This is a genomic window from Rhodanobacteraceae bacterium (assembly GCA_024234055.1).
In the GTDB taxonomy this organism is placed as follows: domain Bacteria; phylum Pseudomonadota; class Gammaproteobacteria; order Xanthomonadales; family SZUA-5; genus JADKFD01.
The window spans coordinates 26389-43102 of record JACKOW010000019.1; the positions used below are offsets into that span (position 1 = coordinate 26389).

Annotated in this window: 18 protein-coding genes; 12 read left to right on the forward strand and 6 right to left on the reverse strand. The window is 64.1% G+C overall.

The window, feature by feature from the left end:
• Positions 1-7: 7 nt before the first annotated feature.
• Complete coding sequence (locus H7A19_19385) at positions 8-640, forward strand: 3'-5' exonuclease (GenBank protein ID MCP5476997.1); 633 nt, start codon at positions 8-10, stop codon at positions 638-640.
• On the opposite strand, the gene H7A19_19390 is transcribed toward H7A19_19385, so the two are convergent.
• A complete protein-coding gene (locus H7A19_19390; protein ID MCP5476998.1) occupies positions 570-1253 on the reverse strand; it encodes a hypothetical protein in 684 nt (227 codons plus the stop codon). The two genes, H7A19_19385 and H7A19_19390, sit on opposite strands and share 71 nt — an antisense overlap.
• A gap of 221 nt (positions 1254-1474) precedes the next feature.
• Here H7A19_19390 and H7A19_19395 point away from each other — a divergent pair, with 221 nt between their 5' ends.
• The 5 genes from H7A19_19395 to H7A19_19415 all read left to right on the forward strand — a co-directional run bounded on the left by H7A19_19395 (position 1475) and on the right by H7A19_19415 (position 5557).
• Positions 1475-1939, forward strand: a complete 465-nt coding sequence (locus tag H7A19_19395; protein MCP5476999.1) for a DUF1499 domain-containing protein — start codon at positions 1475-1477, stop codon at positions 1937-1939.
• Positions 1940-1948: 9 nt separating this feature from the next.
• Positions 1949-3043, forward strand: coding sequence for a sensor histidine kinase (locus H7A19_19400; protein MCP5477000.1), 1095 nt, complete (start codon positions 1949-1951; stop codon positions 3041-3043).
• Positions 3040-3777, forward strand: a complete 738-nt coding sequence (locus H7A19_19405; GenBank protein ID MCP5477001.1) for a response regulator transcription factor — start codon at positions 3040-3042, stop codon at positions 3775-3777. The genes H7A19_19400 and H7A19_19405 overlap by 4 nt, the downstream gene beginning before the upstream one ends.
• 350 nt (positions 3778-4127) lie before the next feature.
• Complete coding sequence (locus H7A19_19410) at positions 4128-5189, forward strand: choice-of-anchor D domain-containing protein (protein ID MCP5477002.1); 1062 nt, start codon at positions 4128-4130, stop codon at positions 5187-5189.
• Positions 5186-5557 (forward strand): hypothetical protein, encoded by a 372-nt coding sequence (locus tag H7A19_19415; protein MCP5477003.1) that lies wholly within the window; start codon positions 5186-5188, stop codon positions 5555-5557. The genes H7A19_19410 and H7A19_19415 overlap by 4 nt, the downstream gene beginning before the upstream one ends.
• A gap of 92 nt (positions 5558-5649) precedes the next feature.
• On the opposite strand, the gene H7A19_19420 is transcribed toward H7A19_19415, so the two are convergent.
• The gene (locus H7A19_19420; protein MCP5477004.1) at positions 5650-6555 is read right to left on the reverse strand and encodes a LysR family transcriptional regulator; all 906 of its coding nucleotides are present in this window, start codon (positions 6553-6555) and stop codon (positions 5650-5652) included.
• 112 nt (positions 6556-6667) lie between these two features.
• Between H7A19_19420 and H7A19_19425 the strand changes: the two genes are divergently transcribed.
• The 3 genes from H7A19_19425 to H7A19_19435 are packed head-to-tail and all read left to right on the forward strand — an operon-like array spanning position 6668 to position 8550.
• Complete coding sequence (locus tag H7A19_19425; GenBank protein MCP5477005.1) at positions 6668-7144, forward strand: SgcJ/EcaC family oxidoreductase; 477 nt, start codon at positions 6668-6670, stop codon at positions 7142-7144.
• Between the two features lie 21 nt (positions 7145-7165).
• Complete coding sequence (locus H7A19_19430) at positions 7166-7570, forward strand: DoxX family protein (GenBank protein ID MCP5477006.1); 405 nt, start codon at positions 7166-7168, stop codon at positions 7568-7570.
• Positions 7571-7581: 11 nt separating this feature from the next.
• Positions 7582-8550 (forward strand): zinc-binding dehydrogenase, encoded by a 969-nt coding sequence (locus H7A19_19435; GenBank protein MCP5477007.1) that lies wholly within the window; start codon positions 7582-7584, stop codon positions 8548-8550.
• Positions 8551-8607: 57 nt separating this feature from the next.
• Here the strand turns inward: H7A19_19435 and H7A19_19440 are convergent, their stop codons facing one another.
• The 3 genes from H7A19_19440 to H7A19_19450 all read right to left on the reverse strand — a co-directional run bounded on the left by H7A19_19440 (position 8608) and on the right by H7A19_19450 (position 12603).
• Positions 8608-10431 carry a cyclic nucleotide-binding/CBS domain-containing protein gene (locus H7A19_19440; GenBank protein ID MCP5477008.1) on the reverse strand — a complete coding sequence of 608 codons (1824 nt, stop codon included), beginning with the start codon at positions 10429-10431 and terminating at the stop codon, positions 8608-8610.
• Positions 10432-10618: 187 nt separating this feature from the next.
• Positions 10619-12334 (reverse strand): cation acetate symporter, encoded by a 1716-nt coding sequence (locus H7A19_19445; protein ID MCP5477009.1) that lies wholly within the window; start codon positions 12332-12334, stop codon positions 10619-10621.
• 5 nt (positions 12335-12339) lie between these two features.
• Complete coding sequence (locus tag H7A19_19450; GenBank protein MCP5477010.1) at positions 12340-12603, reverse strand: DUF4212 domain-containing protein; 264 nt, start codon at positions 12601-12603, stop codon at positions 12340-12342.
• A gap of 274 nt (positions 12604-12877) precedes the next feature.
• Here H7A19_19450 and H7A19_19455 point away from each other — a divergent pair, with 274 nt between their 5' ends.
• The 3 genes from H7A19_19455 (at position 12878) to rpmG (ending at position 14412) form a co-directional block, all read left to right on the forward strand.
• The gene (locus H7A19_19455) at positions 12878-13759 is read left to right on the forward strand and encodes a DUF2167 domain-containing protein (GenBank protein ID MCP5477011.1); all 882 of its coding nucleotides are present in this window, start codon (positions 12878-12880) and stop codon (positions 13757-13759) included.
• 245 nt (positions 13760-14004) lie between these two features.
• Positions 14005-14241 carry a 50S ribosomal protein L28 gene (gene rpmB, locus H7A19_19460; GenBank protein MCP5477012.1) on the forward strand — a complete coding sequence of 79 codons (237 nt, stop codon included), beginning with the start codon at positions 14005-14007 and terminating at the stop codon, positions 14239-14241.
• A 15-nt stretch (positions 14242-14256) separates the two neighbouring features.
• Complete coding sequence (gene rpmG, locus H7A19_19465; GenBank protein MCP5477013.1) at positions 14257-14412, forward strand: 50S ribosomal protein L33; 156 nt, start codon at positions 14257-14259, stop codon at positions 14410-14412.
• A 708-nt stretch (positions 14413-15120) separates the two neighbouring features.
• On the opposite strand, the gene H7A19_19470 is transcribed toward rpmG, so the two are convergent.
• Positions 15121-16698, reverse strand: a complete 1578-nt coding sequence (locus H7A19_19470) for a sulfotransferase (GenBank protein ID MCP5477014.1) — start codon at positions 16696-16698, stop codon at positions 15121-15123.
• Between the last annotated feature and the right edge of the window lie 16 nt (positions 16699-16714).

Here is a 16714-nt window from a genome sequence, read left to right on the forward strand (position 1 = left end):
GGTGTGAGTGTTCTCGGCGCTGACCCGATTTCTGGATCGCCGTCGGCTGCGTGACCCACGCTTTCTGCCGCTGTTCGAGCCCTGCGCAGGTGGCGAAGTGGTGTCGCTGGATCTCGAAACCACCTCACTGGACCCGGCGCAGGCCGAGATTCTCAGTGTTGCCGCCGTGCCGGTGGATGCCCATGGCGTGCGCCTGTCACGGCGCTTTGTCCGCAGCGTACGAGGTCGTGGCGATTTCGGCATCGATTCCATCCGCGTACACCGCATTCTGCCGGGTGAATCGGCGCAGGGCGAGGGACTCGATGAGGTGATCGACGAGTTTCTGCTGTGGCTGGGCAATCGGCCCATCCTGGGTTACTTCATCGCCTTTGACCGTGGACTGCTGAGTCGGGAGACCCGACGACGCCACGGCTTTGCATTGCCCAACCGCAGCGTCGAGCTGGCCGAGCGCTACCGGCGCAGCCTGCCGGTACGTGAAGGCCACCCCGACCAGGATCTGCGCTTGGAAACGATTGCCGCCAAGGTCGGCTTGCCACTGATGGGCCGGCACACGGCATTGGGCGATGCGGTCAGCGTGGGACTGATCTACTGCGCCCTGCAGGCACGCGCGGGCCTGAGGCGGCAGGGTCCCGGTGAATGACCGCGGCCAGCGGCGATTCGCTGGCCAGGGCGTAGCTGAGCGGACCGCGGCGTCCATCGATCAGATGCAGTTGGGCGCGTTTGATCGGCACCCGGGCCAGTTGCCCCTGACGCAGAAAATGGATGGCGCCCAGCGCCGGCCACAGGCGCCAGTCCAGCGCCTTGACCACGGCCTCGGTGCAACAGAAACGGGTGCGCAATTGCTGCAACTGCTGTGCCGGTGCGCTGCGACTCCAGCAGGCGTACTCAAGGTCGCCGTAGAGCTTGCGCGCCAGACCTTGCGGATTGGCGAAGGGCCGGTCGCCGATCAGGTCCACGCCCAATTGCTCGACCGCCGCCACCGCCAGCACCGCAGCCTCGTCGTCATGGGACAGGCTGAACGCCAGATCCAGCTGCGGCGCCTGCGGTTTGCCGTTGGCGCTGCGCCGGATCTGGAGTTCGTGTTCGGCCAGCCCGGCGTATTCGGCCAGCCGCCGGCGCACCTGGGTCCAGGCCCAGCGTGAGCGCGCCAGCGCACCCGAGCGCTTCACTGCGGCGGGAAGGCGAAACCACCAGAGCTCGGCATGGCCGGGGTCGGGTGCAGGTCGAACCCAAATCTCCGAATTCAGCATCATTCAATCAGATCAAATTTCGACATTGTCGCCACCACCGTCAAAATCACGCCCGAGCCCCGAGCCCTCCCGCCCTCGTGCCATCGTGCCCTCCCGCCCTCGTGCCCTCCCGCCCTCGTGCCCTCCCGCCCTCGTGCCCTCCCGCCCCCGTGCCCTAGCGCCCACCGTGACGCCCGCAGCCTATCGGCGCATGATCGCAAGCGGCTGACCAGGAAAACACCCTCATGAAAATAGCTGTTTTGATTGTGCTCGCCGTGATTCTGCTGGTGATCGGATTGTTCGCCACCCGCAGCTATCTGTCGCGAAGTTCGCCGCCCACGCTGGATCTGGTGGCCGGCAAGCTCCGGCCGTGCCCGGCCAGTCCCAATTGTGTCAGCAGCGAAGGCGCAGACGCCAATCACGCCATCGAGCCCTTGCCCTATCGGGGTGACCGCACCGCCAGCGAAGCCGCCATGGTCCAGGCCTTGGCCAGCTTGCCGCGCACCGAGATCAAGCGTCGTCAGGGCGATTACTGGCATGCCCTGCAGATCAGTGGTCTGTTCCGCTTCATCGATGACATCGAACTGCGCTTCGATGACGCCGCCGGCCAGATTCAGGTGCGGTCCGGCTCACGCGTCGGCTATTCCGACCTTGGCGTCAATCGCAAGCGGGTGGAAGCGCTGCGCAAGGCCTATCTGGCCCAGCCCTGAGCGCAGTTCATGAGCTGGCGCCGCTACCTCAGCGCATTGCAGTTGCCGGCCACGGACGTCTGGCTGCCTGAGTTCTGTCAGGCAGCCACCGTCTACTCGGCGATGCTGCTGGCACAGATCGTGGTCATCATTGCTGTCCTTGCGCCGGGCTCCGCAGGTACCGACTGGTGGGCGGCCCTCACCACCGGAACCGTGCTCGCCCAGTGGATCGCGCTCTGCAATGTGGCCCTGCTGTGCTTGTTCCGACGCCATCTGTTGCGCATGCCCGCAGGCGTGGCCCTGACGCTCATGCTGGGTCTGCTGCTGACGACCACCTACTGCATGGCCTGGTTGGCGTTCATCGTCGACCGTGCGCTCAGCTTCGGTCTGATGGCATCGACCCAGACACTGGATCATTTTGCGCCTGGCATTGCCGCGGTCGCCTTGCTGATGGCACTGCTGGGTTTGCGCTACTCCTATGTGCACCTTCAATGGCGGCGACAGGTAGAAGCGCAGGCTCGGGTGGAGGTCGAAGCGCTCACGGCGCGTATCCGCCCGCACTTCTTGTTCAACAGCATGAACACCATCGCCGGACTGGTGCGGGTGGACGCCGATCTGGCCGAACAGATGATCGAGGATCTGTCCGAGCTGTTCCGGGCGGCACTGAATGCCGGCGCCGCCGAGCATTCGCTGCAGCGGGAATTTGAACTCTGTCGACATTACTTGGCGATCGAGCAGCTGCGCCTGGGCGAGCGTCTGCAGGTGCAGTGGGACGTGGATGCGGCACCGGCCGATCTGAAGGTGCCGCCGCTGCTGTTGCAGCCGCTGGTCGAGAACGCCGTCTACCATGGCGTTCAGCCGCTGCCGCAGGGCGGGCTGGTGAGCATTGCGGCGCGCATCAAAGGGCAAGATCTGGAGATCCGTATCCAGAATCCGCTGCCAGACAAGGCCGAGAGCGTTCCGGCCAGCGCCGCCAAAGGCCACGGCATGGCCCAGGAAAACGTGCGTCAGCGTTTGCATTACGCATATCGTGGTGCGGCGAGTCTGGCACTGGAGCAGCCGGGTGGATACTATGCAGTTACCGTGATCCTGCCCTTGACCACGTCACGCGAGAGCCGCACATGAAAGTGCTCATCGTAGACGACGAACCGCTGGCCCGGCGCCGTATGGCGAGCCTGTTGGCGGGCGTGGATGGGGTGGAACTGGTAGGCGAAGCCGCCGATGGCCAGGCGGCGCTGGTGGCGGTCGATCGTCACGACCCTGATCTGGTTCTGCTCGATATCCGCATGCCCGGTATCGATGGCCTGGAAGTGGCAAGGCGGCTGTCGCTGCGATCTTCGCCTCCAGCGGTGGTGTTCTGCACCGCCTACGACGAACACGCCCTCGCGGCCTTTGATGCCGATGCGGTGGACTACTTGTTGAAGCCGATCCGTCGAGAGCGTCTGCTGGCGGCATTGGAGCGGGTGCGGCGCTTCAACGGCGAAACGCCGAACAGCGCGGCAGCCGGCGAGGGCGGCGGCGGACGACACCGCAGCCATATCTGCGCCCGGGTGCGGGGCGAGATGAAGCTGATACCGATCAGTGCCGTCGCCTATTTCCTGGCCGATGCCAAGTACGTCGAGGTCCATTACGACGGCGGCGAGGTGCTGATCGAGGACTCGCTGGTCTCGCTGGAAGAGGAATTCGGCGAGCGCTTCGTGCGCGTGCACCGCAACTGCCTGGTGGCGCGCGAGCGCATCGAAGCCCTCGGCAAACTGCCCTCGGGCGAGACCACGCTACGGCTGCGCGGGCGCCCGGAAAACCTCGAAGTGAGCCGTCGCAACCTGCCGCAGTTGCGGCGTTTTCTGCGCGGTCTCTAGCCCGCATTTCTCACACCTGCGCGAGCAGATGCCCCCAATCTTCTAGTGGCACAAGACGATTCCGAGGCACGCGCCCGTCACACAGTGTTTGGCTGCATCTGCCCGCTTTGCGGACCTCGCTGGTTCTTTGCGACTATCGCTGCGTTGCTCCTCCTCGCAATGGAATCACCATTCCTCGTCGTCGCGCCTTGCGCTAGTCGCAAAGCCCTGCGCGATCCTCCGCAACAGGTGTGAGAAATGCGGCCTAGCGCGAGCTCGGGATACCGCGGCACAAAGCCGACCAGCGGTAGCTCCGCGCAAAATGGTACACCTTCAGCCCGACGGCCGCCGGTCCGGCTTCGCTCGGTATCGTGATCACCAACAGCGGGGGTGGCCCGGTGTCGCTGGTGCTGAACGGCACCGGCACCCAGGGTGCGTTGACCATCACGCCCACGGCATTGGCCTTCGGCAATCAGACGGTTGGCACCACCAGCGCTGCCAGCACCGTGACCCTGGCCAACACCGGCACGGTGGCGCTCAACGTGACCGCGCTGACCGCAGCCGCTGCGCCCTTTGCCCTGGCCGGTGGTACCTGCGGTGCGGTGCCGATCACGATTGCAGCCGGCACCAATTGCAGTCTCAACTACACCTTCACGCCGACAGCCACGGGTGCTGCTAACCAAACCCTGACGGTCACCGCGAACGCGCCGGGCAGCGGCACGATCACGCTCGGCGGTACTGGCGTGCAGGGCAATCTGACAATTACCCCAACCTCGATCGCCTTCGGCAACCAGAACGTGGGCACGACCAGCGCGGCCAGCACCGTCACCCTGGCCAATACCGGCAACGCATCACTGGATGTGACTGCATTGACGGCTGCGGCTGCGCCTTTTGCTCGCCTCGGTGGAACGTGCAGCGCAGTGCCGATCACGATCGCGGCCGGTGCCAACTGCACGCTGACCTACACCTTCGCACCAAGCGCAGCAGGCGCGGCCAACCAGACGCTGACCGTCACCACTGCCGCACCGGGTAGCGGCACGATCGCGCTGTCAGGTACGGGAGTGTTGAGCGCTGATCTGTCGATCGTTCAGACCGTCAACGAAGGGCTGATCTCGTCGGGGATGATTCAGTACACGATCACCGCGGCCAATGCCGGCCCCAGTGCCGTCACCGGCGCCACCGTGACCGACACCTTCCCGGCTCAGCTCAGTGGAGCAACCTGGACTTGCAGCGGTCTGCTCGGTGGCAGCTGCGCTGTCAGCGGCAGCGGCAACATCAGTCAGCTGGTGAATCTGCCGGTGGGTGGCAGTGTCAGCTTCTCGGTGACCGCGAACATCGTGTTGCCGCTGCCGGTCTCGATCAGCAACACGGCCACCGTCGCGGCACCGGCAGTACGACCGATCCGGACCCCGGCAACAACAGCTCTACCGTGACCACGGTGATCCTGTTGTTCGCCAACGGCTTCGAGGACGCCCCGCCACCGGCACCGGAGATGATCAAGCTCGGTGTCAGTCGGAATGGCGCATGGTCCGGACTGGCGCTGCCGCTGGATGAGCTACGCGGTCTGGCCGTGAGCGTGCATCCGACCGAAGTCATTCGCTTCCAGGTTGAGGACAGTCTGATCGTCGTCCAGACCCGTAGCTTCGGCGGCGTGGCCCAGGCGCGGCTGGTGCAGATCGATGCCCCAGGACGATGGACGGTCTCTGCCTGGAGCGACCTCGATCAGGCCCGCGGGCTGAGCCTGGACTGGTCTGCCCAGGCTGCCGAGGTGCCGATGGCGCGGTTGCGCCCGGTGCGCTGAAGCGTCGCCACCAGCGGCACGGAAACCGCCCCGATTCGGGGCGGTTTCCTGGTCAGGGATGGCGGGTTTGGGTCACGCCCGACCGTGCCTGATCAGACCGGCAGGTCTGGAAAGATCGCTGGCGCCATCTGCACCGCAAACTCCTTGAACAGCCTGAGCACCTTCGGAATGTGGCGGTTGCTGAGGTGGATCATCGACAGCGTTTCCGGTGCGAGACGCCAGTCTGGCATGACCTCTACCAGGCGTCCTGCCCTGAGCAGTTCGGGCCGCACGATGGGTGGCAGATCGCCAATACCGCTGCCGGACAGCAGTGCTTCTGCCAGTCCGGCGTAGTCATTCATGGCAAGTAAGGGAAGGTACTTGACCGTTTCCTTGCGTTTGCCCCGACTGAAGGACCAGCTGCGCTCATCGCTGCTGAAGGAAAAGGCCAACAACCGGTGCCGTCCGAGCTCACCTGGTTTTTTCGGCGGGGGATTTCTGGAGAGGTACTCGGGACTGGCGACCAGTTGCCGCCGGTAGCTGAGCAGCGTCTTTGCGACCAGCGACGAGTCCTTGAGCTTGCCCACCCTGAACGCAAGATCGATGCCTTCCGAAATATGGTCGACGAAGCGGTCGGTGACCAGGACGTGGACCCGGACGCCAGGATACGAGGACTGAAATGCGGTGATGATCGGGGCCAACAGGCTGTCGCCGATACTGGGCGGGGCTGAGAGGCGCAACAGGCCACGCACCTCCGACAGCTGATTGGAAACGATGCTGTCCACTGCCTCGTCGAGCTCAACACCCCGTTGGGCCTCGACCAGAATTTCTTCGCCGATGTCCGTCAGCCTGAGCCTTCGTGTCGAGCGTTCGAGCAGGCGCACACCCAGTGCGTCTTCGAGGTCTGCCACCTTTCTCGACACGGTGGAGATCGGCATGTTCAGGCGCCGCGCCGCTTCAGAGAAGCTCTTCGCCTCGGCCACTCGGGCGAAAACCAGCAAGGCGTTCAGATCTGTCATGCACTTTCCCAAAGACGGGATAATCTTTCCCGGAGTCTCCTACTAATCCCTTCGGTAGAAAAGTTCTACTTTTTCATCGCGGCGATTTGACCGCAACCGAAGGAGATATCCGATGACCCGTTTCTTGACCTCGGCATTGCTGGTCGCGGGTGTGGCCAGCGTCTCGGCGGGCTTTGCCGCCGAGTTTCCGGCGGGCGACCGCGCCGCAATCGAAACCGTGCTTTCCCGTTACGAATCAGCCTTGAACCAGGCCGACGTGGAGTCGGTGTTGTCGCTGTATGCAGAAGATGGCGTGTTCATGCCGCAACACAGCCTCCCCAGCGTGGGCAAGGACGCGGTTCGATCTGCCTATGAGGGCGTGTTCAATGCGATTTCGCTGGAGATCGCGTTCACGGTCGACGAAGTGGTGCAGCTGGCGCCGACCTGGGCTTTTGCGCGCACGCGTTCAGAGGGTTTCGTCAGCGTCCACGCCAACGGCGAGCGCGCACCTGAGGCCAACCAGGAGCTGTTCCTGTTGCACAAGTCTCCGGCTGGCGAGTGGCAGATCGCACGCTACATCTTTTCCACCACCAATCCGCCGCGGCAATAGTCCAGGCCAGGGGGAACGACCATGTTCGAGAAAATCATCCAATGGGCCGATCTGCCTGCGCGAGTGGCGATGTCGGCGATCTTCATCCTCTCCGGGCTTGGCAAGCTCAGCGCCTTTGACCTGACTCGGGGTTATATGGAGGCTTACGGTGTGCCGGCGGCGCTGCTGGTGCCAACCATTGCCTTCGAGCTCGGTGCCGGAGCGGCCTTGCTGGTCGGATTCGGCACTCGCTACGCTGCCCTCCTGCTGTCCGGCTTCTGTCTGGTCGCGGCCATGGTGTTTCATCGGGACTTCGGCGATCAGATTCAGCAGATCATGTTCCTGAAGAATGTGGCGATGGCGGGCGGCCTGCTGCTGCTGGCGAAAACCGGGGCGCCGGAACTGAGTCTGGAGAGGATGCTCTCGAAAACAAGGGGCATGCACTGATGGTACGCACCATGAAAGCCGTAGTCATCCGTGAGGCCGGCGGGCCCGAGGTGCTCAAGCTGGAGCGCCTTCCGGTGCCGACACCCGGGCGGGGAGACGTGCTGATCCGGGTCAAGGCCTTCGGCCTGAACCGCTCGGAGCTGTTCACGCGCCAGGGTCACTCGCCGAATGTGCAGTTTCCGCGTGTACTCGGCATCGAAGCGACCGGGCTGGTGGAGGCGGCACCGGGCGGAGAATTCGAGCCCGGCGACGTCGTGGTCACGGCGATGGGCGGATTGGGTCGCGCCTTCGATGGCGGTTATGCGGAATACACGCGGGTGCCGGCGGCGCAGGTGCAGAAGCTGGAGACCAGACTGTCCTGGGAGGTGCTGGGCGCGATCCCGGAGATGCTGCAGACGGCCTGGGGCTCCCTGTTCAAATCGCTCCGACTCCAACAGGGCGAAACCCTGCTGATTCGCGGCGGCACAACCTCCGTCGGGCTCGCCGCTGCCGCGCTGGCGAAGCGCCACGGTGCTGTGGTGGCGGTGACCACGCGCAATCCGGCGCGAGAGGGCGCGCTGCGGAAGAATGGGGCCGATCAGGTTTTCATCGATAACGGCGAACTCGCCCCGCAGGTGAGGGAGATCTTCCCCTGCGGCGTGAACAAGGTGCTCGAATTGATCGGGACCAGCACGCTGCTCGACTCGCTGCAGTCGACCCGGGCCGGTGGCGTGGTCTGCATGACCGGCATGGTCGGCAACCGCTGGTCCTTTGCGGAATTCAGTCCCATGAGCGCGATTCCCACGGCGGTGAATCTGACGACCTATTCCGGTGGATCGGAGGACTTCATGCGCACGCCGCTGCAGGAATTCGTGGAACTGATCGAAGCGGGAGCGTTCTCGCCGCAGATCGGCAGGACTTTCTCTCTGGATGAGATCGTCGAGGCGCATCGGTGCATGGAGGAAAACCAAGCCGTGGGCAAGATCGTCGTGCTGGTGTGACCGGTCGGGCGCATGCCATCCAGGTCTGGCAGCTTCAGCCCCGGGTCTCGCTGGGGATCACAGTCCGCTCAGCTTGAAGCGCTCGCTGAGGCTGTCCTTGAACTGGTTGACGATGCGCAGCGCGTCGCGCAGCAGTTCGCGATCAAGCGTGCGCAGTGCGCGCACGTCGATGTGATTGTCGATGGCCTGACCCTGGCGCAGGCGCCGCAGCTGATCGCCCAGGCGCAGACGCATGAACACGCTCAGGGCCTGCTGGACGTCGCTGGCATCGCTGGGGTGGAGCACCCCGGCGTCGACCAACAGCTCGGCGCGGCGAAAGCTGTTGGTCTCGGCAATGCCGGATTTCAGGGCCAGTGCGCGCAGCCCCTGCACGATCGGAAAGATGCCGCCCTTCTTGATGTCCAGACCATGCTCATCGGTCTTGACCTTGCCGAACAGCGTCAACGGCGTATGGAAATTCAACGCCGGTGCCGCGAACTGGCGCATCAGCGCGTCATTGCGGCCCAGACTGTGGATCTGCTCGGCCACGGGCTCGAACAGCCTGGCGTTTCCGGCAATGGGTCGGGCGTCGACGGTGATCGCCAGTTCCAGCATGGCATTCGAATCGTAGTCATCGGCGGCCCGGATCAGGCGTTCGCGCCAGGCCTGCTGCGGCAGCCGCCATTTCGGATTGTTGACCATGACCTTGCCCGGGCAGGGCGGATAACCGAGCTGGGCGAGGGCGGCGGAGAACTGTGCCGCGAAATCCTCCAGACCCGGCCATTCCAGATCATCGGCCAGGATCAGGGCATTGTCCTGATCGGTCTTCAGCAGTTGTTCGCTGCGGCCCTCACTGCCCAGCACCAGCAGGCACACCTTCGAATGCAACTCGCGCGGCAGCAGTTGTTCGAAGACCCTGGCCATCAGCCGCGAATTGAGCGCGCTGACCAGTTCCATCAGATAGCTCATCTTGGCACCCTGCGCGTGCAGCGTGGCCACCAGTTCGGTCAGGCCGCGCCCGGCCTCGGCAATCTCCTCGATGCTCTCGGCCCGCTCCAGGCGCATGCCGATCAGGTGCGAGTGGCTGGAGTAATGACTGAGCACTTCGGTCAGACCCAGGGTGCCGAGAATGCGACCCTCCTCGCGCACGACCACACGCTCCACGCGATGGCGGGTCATGCGCACCAGCGCCTGAAACAGCACGGCGTGGGCCTCGACCGCGATCAGCGGCTTGCGCGCCAGTGGCCCTACCGGTGCATCGGGACCGGCACCGGCCAGGGCCAGCGCGTAGAGGATATCGGTGCGGGTGGCGATGGCCGGATCGCCGCGCTCACCCACCAGCAGGCAGCTGACATGCCGTGAGCGCATCAGCCGCACGCATTCGGCCAGAGAGGTGGCGGGATCGACGAACAGCGCTGGCGCCAGCTGTGCTTGCCCGGCCCGGGTCAGCATCAGCCGACCGAGTTCCTCCGGCGCCTGCTGCTCGGCCAGCAGTTTGCGCTTGGCGCTGAGTCCGGCATGAAACCAGGCAGCAAAGCGCGGATGGGCTTCGATCAGTGCCTTGAATTCGGTGGCCGCGATGACGTGGCACAAGGTGTCTTCCAGCGCCACGTAGCGGTAGCGGGCGCGGCCCATGATCACCGCCAGTGCCCCCAGCACATCACCCGGGCCGTAGTCGGCAAAATGCTGCTCGACCTCGGCCCGGATCTGCACTGCCTGCACCCGTCCCTTGAGAATCACGTAGACCTTCTCGGAGGGCTGACCGGCTTCCAGCAGGCAGTCGCCCGGTGCCAGATAATGCAGATCGACCGCAGCGCGCAGTTGCGCACGGGCGGCCTCAGGCAGCAGATCGAAGGGCGGCAGCGTGGTGTCGAGTTCAACCTGGACGGCGGTATCGGTCATGGCTGGGCTTCAGGTCGGCACGCCGGGATGGTGGCATGAATGAGCTTGGGTATCAGCTGCCGGCTTTGGTAGGAGCGCCCTTGCGGCGCGATCGTGGTTCGTTTTTCGTGGCGGTGCGGGTCGCGACGCGAGGTCGCTCCTACAGTAGATAAAAGGGGCGGCGCATCAGCGCCGCCCCTTGCAGACCTCAGTGGGCGCTGGCGGCGCCGGCTCCGCGCGGCACCCGGATTTCCTCAACGAGTTGCTGCACATGTGCTGGCGGCGCGGCGGTCATCTTCGACACCGCCCAGGCGACCACGAAGTTGATCACCATGCCGACCGAACCGATGCCCTCCGGCGAGATGCCGAACAGCCAGTTCTCCGGCTTGTTCTCGGCCAGCGGCGTGATGAACACCCCCTTGAAGTAAAGGATGTAGCCCATGGTGAAGACCAGTCCGGCGACCATGCCGGCGATTGCCCCCTCCTTGTTCATGCGCTTGTTGAACACACCCATGATGATGATCGGGAAGAACGATGCCGCCGCCAGGCCGAAGGCAAAAGCCACGACCTCAGCGACGAATCCCGGTGGATAGATGCCGAGGAGCCCAGCCACGATCACTGCGCCAGCGGCGCCGATACGGGCGTACAACAACTCCTGTTTTTCGGTGATATTGGGCAGCACCACCTTTTTCAGCAGATCGTGCGAAACGGCGGAGGAAATCACCATGAGCAGGCCGGCTGCTGTCGACAGCGCCGCCGCCAGTGCGCCGGCCGCGATCAGCGCGATCACCCAGGCCGGCAGCTGCGCAATCTCCGGATTGGCCAGCACCATGATGTCGCGGTCGATGGTCATCTCGTTGCGCTCGTCCTTGGCGTAGAACATGCGGCCGTCACCGTTCTTGTCCTCCCACTTGATCAGGCCGGTCTTTTCCCAGCTCTTGATCCATTGCGGCGAGTTGACGTACTCGGTGCCCTGCATGTCCTTGCCGTTGATGGTCTCGATCATGTTGACGCGGGCAAAGGCGGCCACTGCTGGCGCGGTCAGGTACAGGAAGGAGATGAACAGCAGCGCCCAGCCGGCACTGGTGCGGGCATCCTTGACCTTGGGCACGGTGAAGAAGCGCACGATCACGTGTGGCAGACCGGCGGTGCCGACCATCAGCGCCAGCGTGATGCAGAACACGTCGATCATCGATTTGCTGCCATCGGTGTAGGGCGCGAAGCCGAGTTGCGTGCTCAGTCCATCGAGCTTGTCGAGCAGATACATGCCACTGCCGTCGCTGACGGTGCCGCCAAATCCGAGCTGCGGCAGGAAGTGACCGGTGACCAGAATCGAAATGAAGATCGCCGGCACCAGATACGCGAAGATCAATACGCAGTACTGCGCCACCTGGGTGTAGGTGATGCCCTTCATACCGCCGACCACCGCGTAGAAGAACACGATGCACATGCCGAGAATGACGCCGGTGGTGATGTCCACTTCCAGGAAGCGGCTGAAGACAATGCCAACGCCACGCATCTGACCGGCTACATAGGTGAAGGAGATGAACACGGCACAGACCACGGCCACCAGACGGGCGGCGTCGGAGTAGTAGCGATCACCGACAAAATCGGGCACGGTGAACTTGCCGAACTTGCGCAAGTAAGGCGCCAGCAGCAAGGCCAGCAGCACATAGCCGCCGGTCCAGCCGAGCAGGTAGACGGCGCCGTCATAACCCATGAAAGAGATCAGGCCGGCCATCGAGATGAACGAGGCTGCGCTCATCCAGTCGGCAGCGGTGGCCATGCCATTGGCGATCGGATGCACGCCGCCGCCGGCGACGTAGAAGTCCTTGGTCGAGCCGACGCGCGCCCAGAAGGCAATGCCGATGTACAGCGCGAAGGTCAGGCCGACCATGATGTAGGTCCAGGTTTGAACGCTCATGGCTGTCAGTCCTCGTGTACGTCGTACTTGCGCTCGTAGGCATTCATGATCTTGCCGTAGGCGAAGATCAGGATGACGAACACATAGATGGCGCCCTGCTGGGCGAAGAAGAATCCGAGCTTGAATCCGAAGAAGCGGATGTTGTTCAGCGCATCCACGAACAGGATTCCGAATCCGAACGAAACCACGAACCAGATGGCCAGCAACACCGCCATCAGCTTGATGTTTGCGCGCCAATAGGCCAATGCGCGCTCAGTTCCCGCTGCCATGAGCAATTCCTCCCCTCGCTGAACGGTTGCGCGACGACCACGCCATCGCGTCAGGTGCAGCTTGTGGCCAGCGGCACATCGCCACAATTCGACTTTGGTGGACACCGCGGTTGGAGGAATCGCCGAAGATTCAGGCGTTGACGCCGCGCAGGTGGGGAACTTCATGCCTGGCATGTCCCAGGGAGTTACATTTTCTTCACCTTTCAACTACATTTGCGGCGTCTGCGGGGTTGGGCCCCAGACCCGACACCTCAATCCCGCCCGGAGTACGCATATGCGCGTTTTTGCCCTGATGTTTGCCCTTGTGCTGTCGCCGCTGGTCTGCGCCCAGGAAGCCCCTGAGGCGGCGGACGACCCGGCGCAAGCTTTTGTTGATTCATTGCGCTTCCAGGACGGCGAGATTGCCTTGTCCTCGGCACGGGCGACGCTGAAGCTGCCGCCCAGTTTTCGCTATCTGGATGCCGCCGACGCCGAGCGCGTCTTGACCGAACTGTGGGGCAATCCTCCCGGCAGTCAATCGCTGGGCATGCTGGTGCCGGTGGCGACCAGTCTGGCTGATCCCGATAACTCCTGGGCCATCGTGTTGCAGTACGACAACGACGGCTATGTGTCCGATGAAGACGCCAAGGACATTGACTACCAGGAATTGCTCGAGGACATGCAGGAAGGCGCCAGGGACAGCAATCCCGAGCGCAAGCGCCAGGGCTATCCGGCCATCGAAATCGTCGGCTGGGCCGAATCGCCGCGCTATGACAGCGGCACCCACAAGATGCACTGGGCCAAGGAGCTGAGCGTGGATGGTGCATCCGAGCACACCCTGAACTATGACGTGCGCGTCCTCGGTCGCAGCGGCGTGTTGACCATGCGTGCCATCGCCGGCATCAGCCAGCTGTCTGCGATCAAGCCGGGGATGAGTGAGGCCCTGGGCGCCGTGGATTTCAACCAGGGAGCTCGTTATGCCGACTTCAACCCGAACACCGACCATGTCGCTGAGTACGGTCTGGCAGCCTTGGTGGCCGGCGGCATCGCTGCCAAGACCGGTCTGCTGTCGAAGCTGCTTGCCCTGCTGATTGCGGGCAAGAAGTTGGTGATCGGCGCCTTCGTTCTGCTTGCCGCCGGCGTCTCCAAGCTGTTCGGCAAGAAGACCGAGAGCTGAGACTGGGCGACGCCCGTACCCTGCGCCGATCAGTCATGGCCTGCTGCCCGATCCGGGCAGTGGGCCGGTGCTCGTTCAGATTTCTCGGTGCCGACCGTGGCATCATGCGCGTCCGCTGAAGCCGGACCGACGGTGCCCGGCAGGCTGCGGTGGCACCTGCACTTGATATCGCAGGCGTGATCCGCTATAAAGCACGGCTCTTTGTCGCCCCGCCGGGGCGAAGCTCAACTTGGACGAGGTGAACCATGGCGCGCGTATGTGCAATTACCGGGAAGCGCCCCCTGGCGGGCAACAACGTATCGCACGCGAACAACAAGACGCGTCGTCGCTACTTGCCGAATCTGCAGTGGCACCGTTTCTGGGTCGCTGGCGAAAACCGTTTCGTGCGTCTGCGCCTGTCGATGGCGGCTCTGCGTACGATCGACAAGAACGGCATTGAGGCAGTCATCGCCGATTTGCGCGCCCGCGGCGAAAAGGTCTGATCAGGAGCTTCAGTCATGCGTGACAAGATCAAGCTGGTGTCGACGGCCAATACCGGCCACTTCTACACCACCACCAAGAACAAGAAGACCACGCCCAACAAGCTGGAATTCAAGAAGTACGATCCGGTAGCCCGCAAGCATGTGGCCTACAAGGAATACAAGATCAAGTAAGTGCGGCGCCTGCCTTGCCCTTGCGGCAACGCATAAGAGATGAGAGTCGTCGCGCCCTGCAGAACGACAGCCAAGACCCGCCGCAAGGCGGGTTTTGTGTTTCTGGCGCCATGCTGATGGGCAGCCCATGGCCGCGACCGGTGTCGCCGTGAAGTCGGACACTGCGGAGGAGTGCGCCCAGAAGCGGGACACTGAGCACACACCGGAAAGGCAGAGAGCACACAGAGACAGGGATAGGTGCCAGCGACCCCGCACCACGGCCGGCGCCGGCATGGCCCGCCCGGAATGGCAGCGAGCGAGCAAGATTCTCAACGCGGAGAACGCAGAGAATCGCTGAGAACGCAGAGAAAAGCTGATTCAGGACTGTTCCGGCTCTTTCTCTCTGCTTTTCCTCTGCGTTCTCTGCGTCCTGCTCCTGGTTGCAGATCGGCTCCGGTTCACGGTTTTCGCGATGGCAGCGCTAGCCCGCATTTCTCACACCTGCGCGAGCAGATGCCCCCAATTTCCTAGTGGTTCAAGGCGATTCCGAGGCACGCACCAGTCACAGAGTGTTTGGCTGCATCTGCCCGCTTTGCGGACCTCGCTGGTTCTTTGCGACTATCGCTGCGTTGCTCCTCCTCGCAATGGAATCACCATTCCTCGTCGTCGCGCCTTGCGCTAGTCGCAAAGCCCTGCGCGATCCTCCGCAACAGGTGTGAGAAATGCGGGCTAGCCAAGGTCGGCGTCCGCACCCAGCATCTCGATCACCGGCGCCAGTTCCGCCTCCAGTCGCCGCCAGCGTGCCACTGAACTGCGATACAGCGGCTGGCGCACCTGCACCGAACTGGCGGTGGCCACCGGCGCCTGATTGCGGTGAAACTCGAGCACGGTCGGATCCCAGGGCAAACCGCAGTGCGCCAGGATCCGTCGCGCCTGGGCCTCCAGATCGTCCACCACCTGCTCGTAGCGGACTTCGAGCCAGGCCTCGCCCAGGGTTTGCGACCAGTGCCGGCACAGGCCGTCGAAGGCCTGCCAGTAGCGGGCGGTGTCGAGTAGATCGTAGGCGTAGTTGTAGTAGGCAAAGCCGGTGGCAAACAGTTGCCGGTAGTTGCTGACGATGGCGTCCAGCGGATGCCGTTTCAGACAGAGGATGCGGGCGCCCGGCAAGGCTCTGCGGATGATCCCGGCATAGAAGAAGTTCAGCGGCATCTTGTCGATGAAGCGCGGTGTGTGCCCGGTGCGCGGCCGGGTGCTGTCCAGGTACATGCGGCCGACTTCGGCCAGATCGACATCGGCAGCGGCCGCCAGAGTGTCAGCGTCGAGCACACGGGCGCCGTGGGTGCGGCTCACGCGCTTGAGCGCCAGCGAGAAATGGCTGAGCTCACCGGCCGCGTAGACCTGGGGATGGCTGGAGAGGATGCGTTCGACCAGCGTGGTGCCGGTGCGCGGCATGCCGACGATGAAGATCGGTTCATCGCTGGCGTGGCCACCGCCGGCCTCGCAGAAGGGGCGGGTGCAGACCTCGGTGACGCGCTCGAACAGCCGGGCGTCATCAGCGAATCGATAGTCCAGGCTGGCGCGCTTGGCCGCCTTGCCCAGGCCCAGCAGCCCCCAAGCCTCGGACTGATTGCCTTGATCCTCGCGCTGCTTGGCAAGCGCATGGCACCAGTGCAGCTGCGCGTCGGCGTCGGTCGTTGACTGGGCGATGCGCTGCCTCAGCCACTCGACCTCGGCCTCGCTGAAGGGGGCTTTGCGCAATTGAGCCAACGCGGACCAGACCCGCGGCTGTTCCGGATCCAGTGCCAGCGCCGAACGATAAGCCGTTTCGGCATCGCCGAACTCGCCGATGAACTGCAGGGCGGCGCCGAGATTGTAGAAATAGGCGGGTTTGCCCGGCTCCAGTTCGACTGCCCGTCTGAAGGCCGGCACCGCTTCGGCATGGGCGCCGGCGCGGGTCAGGACCACGCCCAGCGTGTCCCAGGTCCAGGCGCCGTCGACCCTGGCCTGCATGCCCAGCCGCGCCGCTTCCAGCGCCTCGCGCGGTCGACTCAGGGCCAGCAGGCAGCGGCCCTTCTGGGCGTGGTAATCGGCTCGATCCGGCGCCAGCGACAGTGCCCGATCGAGCACCTCGACGGCCTTGGCGTGGTTCTGATGCTCGGCCGCCAGCAGCGCCAGCAGGAACAGGGCCTGGGCCGAGCGCGGATTGCGCTGCAGCACCTCGGTACAGAGCGTGTGCAGGCGCCGGTAGTCGCGGGCGGCCAGCGCCTGTTCGGCTTGCCGCAGCTTGACGTTCTGCTCAGGGGGCACGGATGTGGGCGCTCGT